The 9739-nt window shown below is 38.9% G+C and carries 8 protein-coding genes; 2 read left to right on the top strand and 6 right to left on the bottom strand.

The genetic code is table 11. From position 1 onward, the window contains the following. Positions 1-32 precede the first annotated feature (32 nt). From IOC57_RS24815 to IOC57_RS24800, 4 genes are all read right to left on the bottom strand, one after another. Positions 33-2279: an AAA domain-containing protein gene (locus IOC57_RS24815; RefSeq protein WP_207441230.1), complete on the bottom strand. Its 2247-nt coding sequence runs from the start codon at positions 2277-2279 to the stop codon at positions 33-35. Between the two features lie 231 nt (positions 2280-2510). Then, the gene (pepF, locus tag IOC57_RS24810; RefSeq protein ID WP_207441228.1) at positions 2511-4307 is read right to left on the bottom strand and encodes an oligoendopeptidase F; all 1797 of its coding nucleotides are present in this window, start codon (positions 4305-4307) and stop codon (positions 2511-2513) included. Between the two features lie 125 nt (positions 4308-4432). After that, positions 4433-5059, bottom strand: coding sequence for an FMN-dependent NADH-azoreductase (locus tag IOC57_RS24805; protein WP_207441226.1), 627 nt, complete (start codon positions 5057-5059; stop codon positions 4433-4435). Positions 5060-5292: 233 nt separating this feature from the next. Next, positions 5293-6027: a YqcI/YcgG family protein gene (locus IOC57_RS24800; RefSeq protein ID WP_207441224.1), complete on the bottom strand. Its 735-nt coding sequence runs from the start codon at positions 6025-6027 to the stop codon at positions 5293-5295. A 227-nt stretch (positions 6028-6254) separates the two neighbouring features. Between IOC57_RS24800 and IOC57_RS24795 the strand changes: the two genes are divergently transcribed. Then, the gene (locus IOC57_RS24795; RefSeq protein ID WP_207441222.1) at positions 6255-6509 is read left to right on the top strand and encodes an alpha/beta-type small acid-soluble spore protein; all 255 of its coding nucleotides are present in this window, start codon (positions 6255-6257) and stop codon (positions 6507-6509) included. 151 nt (positions 6510-6660) lie between these two features. On the opposite strand, the gene IOC57_RS24790 is transcribed toward IOC57_RS24795, so the two are convergent. Further along, entirely contained in the window at positions 6661-7869 is a 1209-nt protein-coding gene (locus tag IOC57_RS24790) for an iron-containing alcohol dehydrogenase (protein ID WP_207441220.1), read from the bottom strand. 127 nt (positions 7870-7996) lie between these two features. Next, positions 7997-8884, bottom strand: coding sequence for a R2-like ligand-binding oxidase (locus IOC57_RS24785; protein WP_207441219.1), 888 nt, complete (start codon positions 8882-8884; stop codon positions 7997-7999). Positions 8885-9023: 139 nt separating this feature from the next. Here IOC57_RS24785 and IOC57_RS24780 point away from each other — a divergent pair, with 139 nt between their 5' ends. Beyond that, positions 9024-9710: a response regulator transcription factor gene (locus IOC57_RS24780; protein WP_207441217.1), complete on the top strand. Its 687-nt coding sequence runs from the start codon at positions 9024-9026 to the stop codon at positions 9708-9710. Positions 9711-9739: the final 29 nt, after the last annotated feature.

Below are 9739 nucleotides of genomic sequence, written 5' to 3'. Positions count from 1 at the left end.
TTCTGAAAAGCCCTTAAAAGGGCTTTTCTAAACTATTCACTTTTTTTAAATTGAGATAGTAATTCATCTGCCATTATTTGCGAATCCAAACGAGCTGCTATAAATGGAGGTTGGACCCGATTATTTGACTCTACAGGCAAACCCAGCCAGATAACTCTTTTATCAAATATGATAAAGGAAAAGGAAACAGGAGAACAAATAAAATGATCAGAGTTGATATCAGGATTTCTTTTTGCTGAAATGATCGTCAATTTCACTGCAGGGTTTCGTTTCATTAAATATTGCTGCCATTCTTCTGACAAACTGTTCAAATCCGGTACAGCGATAACCATCTCTTGTTTTGTTGATTCAATATCTTCCTGAAAGTCCCCCAATTTACGGGCATGCATCCATTGCAATTTCGGGTGCTGGTGTTTAACCCATTTTCCAATGTCTTTCTTTGGAACAATTTGATCATTTTGTATTTGATGATCGACAAGCTGACGAAGTGTTTTGCTACGATAAACGTGTTTGTTAACAAATGAAGTATCACATACATGTACGAACTTTCCTTTTGTCCTTGTTATGGCCACGTTTATGAGCCTTTCACTTTCTCTCCCTGTCAATAACATTCCAGCCCTATTTTGCGGATAACTATCAACTGTGTCAAAGATCATCATCTCACGTTCACTTCCCTGGAAACGATGTACAGTTGCGGCGATGATATCCGCCGTTTGTCGTTCTTTGTCATATAAGTCATCCAATAGTTTTTCCATCAAGTTTGCCTGAGCACGATATGGTGCGACATAACCAATTGACCTTGACCCGCCCACATAAGCTTCATGAATCAGTTGAAAAGATAAAAGTAATTGCCATAAATTCATTCTCGAGTGGGATGTCCGTTCAGTGATGCAATATTCCCCTGATAAGCTGGTATCGAGAAGAGCTGCTGCCTTATTGGCAAAGGGTTCCGCCAGCATTATGCCCTCCCTGCTAATCGCAACACTTTTATGATCCCCAACAAAATTGTTATAGACGGCACGATTAGTGAATGCTGAAATATCAGGATGCATGCGGCGCTGTTCCTTTAATAGGAATAAATGACGATGAAGTTCTCCCTCTTCAACAGACTGGGCGACACCAGCCCGATGAAAAATGTCTTCCTTTAGCCAAAGTTTCACGAGCGAATCACGAGCCGAAGCAATAGGTGGCAATTGTTTAAAATCACCACAAACGATAATATGCTTGGATAGCGCTGCAGCAAAAGCCACCTGTGGTACGTAAGCCATACTCGCTTCGTCCAAAATGACCAAATCATACTCCTTTTGATAAACCGTTTCATCATTTGCCGCTTTAGCCAAGGTCGTCCCGATGACTTTTGCCTCTTTTACGAATTGAATCTCTTTTTGGCGGATTTTCTCCAAGACTTTGGACAGTTTTTTCTCAATCTCGATTAATTGATCTGTTTCCCTTTTACTGAAGGACCCTGCCAAGTCATGTTTTAATAGACGTTTCTCTTCGCCAAGCTCTTCTTTTTCTTTAAATAATGTCGGTTCATGTTTACCTAATAATTGCCCGGTAACAATATCATCGTGGCTGGCTAGTGATTCACCGATTTGAGATCCATAGCGAAGCACATCGCCTTCTTTGAAACGATCTTTCTTTTTAATGAATGCCGAAATTTCAGCCATCAAAACATCGACAGCCTGGTTGCTATGGGACAAAACCAAAACTTTTTTATCTTGTAAATAATGATTGGCTACTGTACGTGCCAATGTATAGGTTTTTCCTGTTCCCGGGGGTCCCCAAACAAAAGTGACTGGATTGAACTTCGAACGGGCATATAATTCTTTTACACTGCTTTGTTTTTCGTTTAAAGGATGTTTTTGAGGCATGGACGGATCCATCAGACGCTTGACCCGAAGCCTTTTCCTTTTGCTTCTTTTGATTTCATCCAATCTGATAATCAATTGTTCCAGCAACTCCCAGGGGTCATGGTATAAAAAGGCTTCACCGATCATATCCCCTAACGAGCGATCAAATACAATGATTATACTTTTCCCTTCCGATGAAAGGATCCTTCCATCCTGTTTAATCCCTCCCCACTCCAGCCGAACAAGGGAACCGACAGGGATTTTAATCGATGAACCTGTTTCAAAATAATAGGTGAAAGAACCGTCATCTGTAAGCAGATGGCCGTTTGAAACCAGGTATTTTGTGCTGCCATATTTTTTTAAATGCAGGATTTCAAGTTGTAGTGCCTGCTGCCATTCTTTTATATAATTTACTGTCGAATTCATTTTTCACTTTCCTCACAAAATATGCCATTGAAGAACAAAGAAACTGGCCCTCTGGCTCGGCTCCCATGTTGAAATAACGCTGTCACCATGACTTTTTTCGCGCATTACCTGTTTCTTCAGCATATAAAATAAGGCCCAATCAATAGATTGGGCCTCTCCTACGCCAATATTTTAACTATAGCATTTTTTATAACAACATACCATGGGCTCTTTTGGAAGAAATGGTTTAGGTTATCCTTCTGTCAACTCAGTAAATTGGTCGACCAGATCGCTGAAAATCTTCATGGCATTTTCAATCGGATCAGGCTTAGTTAAATCTACGCCTGTTTTCTTAAGCAGCTCCAACGGGAAATCCGAACTCCCGCATTTTAAGAAAGTTAAATAACTTTCAAGTGTTTTTTGGTCCCCAGAAAGGATCTTATCAGCGATCGTAATGGCTGAAACGTAACCAGTAGCATATTTGTAGACATAAAACGGACGATAAAAGTGCGGGATACGTGACCAGCCATATTTCACTTCTTCATCGAAAATAATTTCATCTCCATTATATGCACGAAATATCGATTCATAGGCTGTATTAAATACCTCGGCATTTAGAGGTTCTTCATTTTCCGCTTTTTCATGTACGGTCTTTTCAAATTCTGCAAACATCACTTGTGTGAAGAATGTCCCTTTAAAACTATCTATAAAATGGTTAAGCAAGTGTTTTTTCTTCTGCACGTCTCTTGTTGTCTTAATTAAATGGCGGATCAACAGGATTTCATTCACAGTGGAAGCAACTTCAGCGACAAAGATGGAATATCCTGCACTTATTTGCGGTTGGTATTTTGAGCTATAGTATGAATGCATGCCATGTCCAGATTCATGCGCAAGTGTAAAAACACTGTCTAAATCATCACGGTGGTTTAATAAGATGAACGGGTGAACACCATACAGTCCTAAATTGTAAGCACCTGAACGTTTTCCAGGTGTTTCCCTGACGTCGATATATCTTTTTTCCTTAAAGGTTTTCAGGATTGTGATATACTCTTCACCAAGAGGTTTGAGAGCCTCCACCATCAAAGAAAAGCCATCATCGTAAGAAATCTCCTCTTTAGCTCCTTCGACTAATGGTACACTTAAATCATAAGCACGCAATTCTTCTACACCCAACAATTTTTTTCTTAAATGAATGTATTTATGCATGGGTCCGATATTTTGCTTAGTAGACATAATTAAATTATCATATACCTCTTTTGGAACTTGATCTCCAAATAAGGATTTTTCCAAGGCAGATGGATAATTTCTTAGTTTTGAAAGGTTCACATTATTCTTGATTGCCGTGGAAAGTGTGGAAGCGATTGTATTCTTCAATTGTACATATGGCTGATAATAGGCGAAATAGGCTTCTTTTCTTTTATCGCGATCATCGTCTTCAATCAATTTGGAATACATTCCTCGCGTTAGCTCTACCCTCTCGCCGTCTTCATTCGTAACTTCCCCAAATTTTATATCAGTATTGTTGATCATCCCAAACGTTTTTTGAGGTGCTGAAAAGGCTTCGCCTATTTGGGAAAGCACCTCTTCTTGTTCTTTCGTTAACACATGAGCTTTATAACGGAAGGAATCCAGTAGATCCTCTTCAAAATATTTCAAACCCTCTATTTCTTTTATGTACCCTTTTAATGTATGTTCTTCCAGACTCAAAAGAAACGGCATGAAAAATGCAGAAGCATTACCGATTTTCTGCCCTAACTTACCCGCTCGATCCAGTAATGCTTGTGATGAGGTTACCCGAGTATCCAAATCCGCTTGGAGCATGGCAAATACATATAGTTTGTTATAAATGTACCCAAGTTCCTCACTTAATCGTAAATACTCGAACAAGTCTTGAGCTGACTTAATAAGCCCATCATATGTTTTTAATTTTTCTGTCATCTTCAGAACTTCTTGATAATCTTTTTCCCATTTAGCCTGATCCTCGTAAATATCCTTTAAGTTCCATGTTTCTTCTATTTTTATTTCGTCACGTGATTTAAACGTTTGCATATTTCCTGCACTTCCTTTCATGCTTATAGGCTTACCCTTTATTATAATCGACTTTCAGAAAAATCTGCATAGAAAAACCAGTATGCTAAAAATACATACTGGTTTACCTTGTAATAATTTTAGAATTAGAATTTTGCTGCAGTCTCAGCAACTTTCGCCAATCCTTCTGAAACGATATCCTGTGAGCGATCTGGGTATTGATTATGTCCTTCGATTACGACGGTTTCTGGGTTTGTGATGCCCCATAAGTTTAAATTCATCGTTACGTATTTCTCTGCCATTTCGCCAGCATTCATTCCAGGCAATGCATAATCCGATCCGCGCGCATTAAGTAAAGCCACTTTTTTACCTCCAGCTAAGCCAACTGGGCCTTCAGCTGTATATTTGAATGTCGTCCCCGCTTGAGCAAGATAAGAAATATAAGTGACCAATGGTGCCGGAACCGTTGCGTTCCATAGCGGGAAGGCAAATACTACTTTATCGGCAGCTAGGAATTGATTCAAGTATTGTTGCACGATATCGGCAATCCCTACTTCTTCTTCAGTCAATTCCATACCTTGGCTGCGTTTATAAAGGGCAGTAATCGCTGTATTTCCATAGTAAGGCAAGTTCAGTTTAAATAAATCCAATTCAGTTATTTCATCGTTACTATTTGCTTCCTTATATGTGTTTAAAAAAGTTTCATACATTTTGACACTAATAGCTTGATCCGCTGGGCGGTCATTTGATTTAACAAATAATATTTTAGACATTTTTATTCCCCCGATTGTTAGTTTTGTATGTTTTTATAAAAATAGCATTTAATCCATATATCTCGAATTAACTGCAATTGATACATTCACATTATAAAACTGAAAACCCAATAAGGCAAGAGATATGTTTTTTATTTTCAATCGTACTTTTCAGAAATTTGCGTAAATGGATTTTTTTATCCTTGGCGCCTTCCAATAAGGAGCGGAAAAAACCGAGAGCAATTTGCCCTCGGTTAAGTTATCTCTTTATGATGGAAAGGACATTTACCTTTTATTGGTTCTATATCATCCCCAATGAAAAATTGTTTCCATTCATTATGATTTACATCCCCAAAGTGACTGATATCAGGATGTTTAGGAAGGTTATCCCACTTCTCAACTCGTTCACGAACCTTTTCACGCGACATGATTCCGCCTTTTTCTGTTCCTTCCAAGCCTTCAAAAATCATCCGGGGTTGGAATCCAAGTACAAGGCTATTTCCTAAATCTCGGGTTTTACGCTGTTTATAAGCAGGTGCATTACCAAAGACAAAGATTGGTTCACCTGCAAAATGATAGTCCCATAAATAATGCTCAGGATCTTTCGGCTTTTCAATTGGCCAAGGTTTTTCATCCTCATTATGCAGGTATTGCAGGATCTCCCAAAACCTTTTACGGTAAAATTCTATATCACCCTCTATCGATTCAGGCTCCATAAAGACGAAAAGGCCATGCCTGATATATGGGGGATCCTGAAATAAATCAAGAAAGTTTCCCACTGCTTTTGGAAGATTGGACCAATCTTCCTGTGTGATATATGCATAACGAAGTTCCCCTTTATTTTCAGCTTTCATCCCAAAATAACAAGGAAAGGTTTTATCGGTTACTGTATCATGGAATGTTTGATATTCCTTAATTAGCCATTGCGGCACTCGATCGGGATTTATCATATCTTTTTTTGTTAACAAACTTGAATTAGCAGTCAGCATCATTTTCTCCTTAAATCGTTTTATTATATGTTACCCGCTTTAAATAAACTAAAACTTCTTCGAACCGCAAATCGACTCAATCCCTTTCATCCTATATCATATAAAAGTTTATGACTGCCTCTGTGTTCATCGGGATTCCAATTAAAAACATTCAATCAATTCAATCTGCATGTTAATCATTCTCTTTACATTAGGATAACCTAAGAAAAAAATTGGGGTGATGATTAATGGCAAGGAGAAGAAAAATTCTAGTATCTGAAGCACGAAAAGGACTCGATGATTTAAAAGCCAAAGTTGCTGGTACAAAGAATCCCGAAGAGGCAAAGTTTGAAGTAGCAAAAGAAATTGGCGTACCGCTAAAAAAAGACTATAACGGTGGGCTAACTTCCAAGCAGAATGGAAAAATAGGAGGAAAGTTAGGCGGGGGTATGGTCAAGGAACTCATAAAGATGGCACAGGAAAACTTAGGAAAAAAATATTAACCAGAATCCTCTTGGTCCCGGTTGATATGGCTCCTACAAAGGATCATAAATCGAGACGAACTGACTGAACGATAAATTCGGGACATAACACATTGGATGGAAATTATTACAACGTAAAAAAGCCAGCCTTTATGCACTGGCTTTTTTAGTATTAATTAATTCTCACGGGTGAAACTCTTGAAACTACTGACATTATTAATTCCTCCGACATCGGATAATTAGTGGCAGCTGGATCCGTCATTACTGCTTTAAGAATCCTTTTCATATCTGACTGGTTTCCATAAGCGCTGAAGTCGGAGGGCAGTCCAAGATCGGATAGGAAAACACGGAGCTTTTCTATCACTTTCGCTAAGATCCCTTTTGAATCTTCATCATTTATTTTCACACTAAAGGCTTCTGCTATCAAATGGGCCTTTGGAAGATATAAATCCGGGGTTGATTCCATGACGACCGGTAAAAATACAGCATTCGCCAATCCATGCGGAATACGGAATAACGCCCCATATGCGTGGGCAAAGTTATGAACCGGAATCGCTTTCAATGCACTACAAAATGCAGTGATTCCCATCATGCTTCCATACAGCATTTCCATTCTGGCCTCAATATTCGTTCCGTCCCTTACGGCCCTCGGTAAATTTCTTTCAATAACTCGAATGGCCTGAAAGGCATATGCATCGGTTATTGATGTCGCTGCAGGTGAAACGATCGCTTCAATTGCATGCGTCAATGCATCTGCACCAGTATATGCCGTAATGTCATTTGGCAGTCCGACTGTTAACTCAGGATCTAGAATGGCAACATCCGAACTTAAAAAAATATTGTATATATTCATTTTGACTTTTTTATGTTCATTATATATGACTGCGATCGGGGATACTTCAGAACCGGTTCCTGCTGTTGTGGCTACGGAAATATGCGGGATATTCATAGATTGGGCTTTTGGAAAACCCTCATACAGATAACCGCTTGGTATCGAATCATTAATATCCGTAATTCCTTTATATAATCCGAATTTCAATGCTTTTGCGGTATCAATGACGCTCCCTCCACCAATGGCAAGTATGGCATCTGCATTCACTTCGCGTGCATATTTCAATGCCTTGTTTACACATTCACTCGCAGCGTCTTGTGTAACACCCAGGAACTGTCCAACTATTTCAGCTCTGGCACCTAATTTCGGCTGCTCAAAAGTTTCGGCAACTTTTTTAACGACACCTGTATTTTCCAAGCCCAAATCACTCACGAGTAGAATCCTTTTGGCTCCGAGACCCTCGAATAGGTCCGGAATGAGTGAACGAGCGTTAGTGCCACTATAAACCGAGGACCTTAACCAAAAATTCGAATGAACATTTACCTTCATAAAATTCCTCCTCAGATATATTAGTCTATATTCGCAATTAAGGATTGTTCATACCTGCTACCAAGTTCCTGATGGCCATTCATTAATAAGTGTAAACTGGATAGTGAGCATGCCTCTTGTATCGCCTTTACAAAATCCCATATTCCTTTTCGTTACTATTATAGATCTCTTCAATCCCCTTCCCTTTTGCCCTAGCTAAAATTTCCATACGCACTGATAATTGTTTCATGGTAAAATTCAATACTGCTTGTTGGTTATTACCAAATGGATTTCCTAACCGATCATATCCCTCCGTATTTAACGCGATGGCCAGTGGCGAAAGTTCCTCCATTCTCTTTTCAACCTGTTTAAAGATATGTGGATGTTCACTGATGATTCTCTGCAGCAGGAAGGTCCCGTAAGCAATATGCCGTGATTCATCCTTTTTCAAAAGGCCCACGCCTTTTAATAGACCAGGCATCATTTTATTAGCTTCGAGGGTCTGATAAAACCCGAAATATCCAGTTTCCGCAAGAACGCCTTCGGTAAACATATTATAAACAGTGGCTGCTTCTGCCAATGCTTCAGGGGATTGATCAGATAAAAGTTTCTCCATCGCTTCAGGCAATATTTCAAAAAAAATCGATTTATAAGTGTCTGAGTGATAGACCGTCAAATCACCCGTTTCACCAATTTGATCTAAAGTATAACGAAAGAACTCCATATGCTTCGCTTCCTCGAACAGAAATGTCGTTAAATACATTTCTTCTTCGATCCTGCCTTCTTTGGCTATCGTCATAATCAGGGGAAGCAAATCCAAAGTAACGGCTTCTTCTCCGCCCTGAAAAAGGGAAATGATCCGTAATAGCACTTCCCTTTCAATATCAGTAAATGACTTCCAATCTTCTTTATCCTGGCTGAAATCAATGTCACGAGGATTCCATATACCGAATTTCTTTGCCTTTTGATAAAGTTTAAAAGGTAGGGTTTCTTCTCTAAAACTCCGGCTGGTGGTCGTTAAATTCTTTCTTTTCATGGTAATGCCTCCTTGAAATTTTGAACTTTAACCTTTTGAATCTCTAAGGATTTTTTTAATTTGTAAGAGTTTTCATTATATTGTAAGATATTAGTAGCAATTAACCTAGCACTGAAAATGTAGGGAGGAATAAAGTCGAATGCTTGAGGAATCTCTGATGAATCATGTAAAAAAGATTTCCCATCAAAAAGATATGGCGAATAAATCACAATTGATCGTAAAGGGCTGTGTGGATTTTTTTTCATTTCAACGAGCATCTTTATTCAGTTACTCATGTTTAACAGGAATGGGTGAAGGAATATGTGCATGTACAAGTGAAGATACCTTTTCATTACATAATGTTAAAGAAAATATTCATGATATATACCCAATCCACCAAGCAGTCATCCATAACAAACCCATATACTTAAGCATCCAACATGCGAAATCTTCCATCCCTGCAAAATATGTTAAAAAATTTTCCATCTCTTCATTGGCAATCATTCCGATAATTGTGAATGACATGGCCATCGGTCTAGTGTTGGTTGATCCCATTCACGCCAACGAGCCTGTTACCAAGAATGATTTAATGAAGCTTTCCTATTATTTGGAATTGGCTGTCGTTTCGACATTGGATTCTGCCCCTCCCACTTCCCTTCTTAGCAAACGTGAAGTGGAGGTCCTTCAATATTTAGCCAATGGATTGGGATTAAAGCAAATGGCACCAAAAATGAGCGTAAGTGAATTTACCGTCAGAGATCATATTTCTTCCGCTATCAGGAAATTGGGAGTGAATCACCGGACCGAGGCAGTCGCTGTTGCCATAAGACACAAAATGATTATGTGAAAACAAAAAAAACCTTCAAAGAAGGTTTC

The sequence above is a fragment of the Bacillus sp. SD075 genome (genome assembly GCF_017355165.1).
In the GTDB taxonomy this organism is placed as follows: domain Bacteria; phylum Bacillota; class Bacilli; order Bacillales; family DSM-1321; genus Peribacillus.
This window is presented reverse-complemented; position numbering and strand designations above follow the sequence as displayed.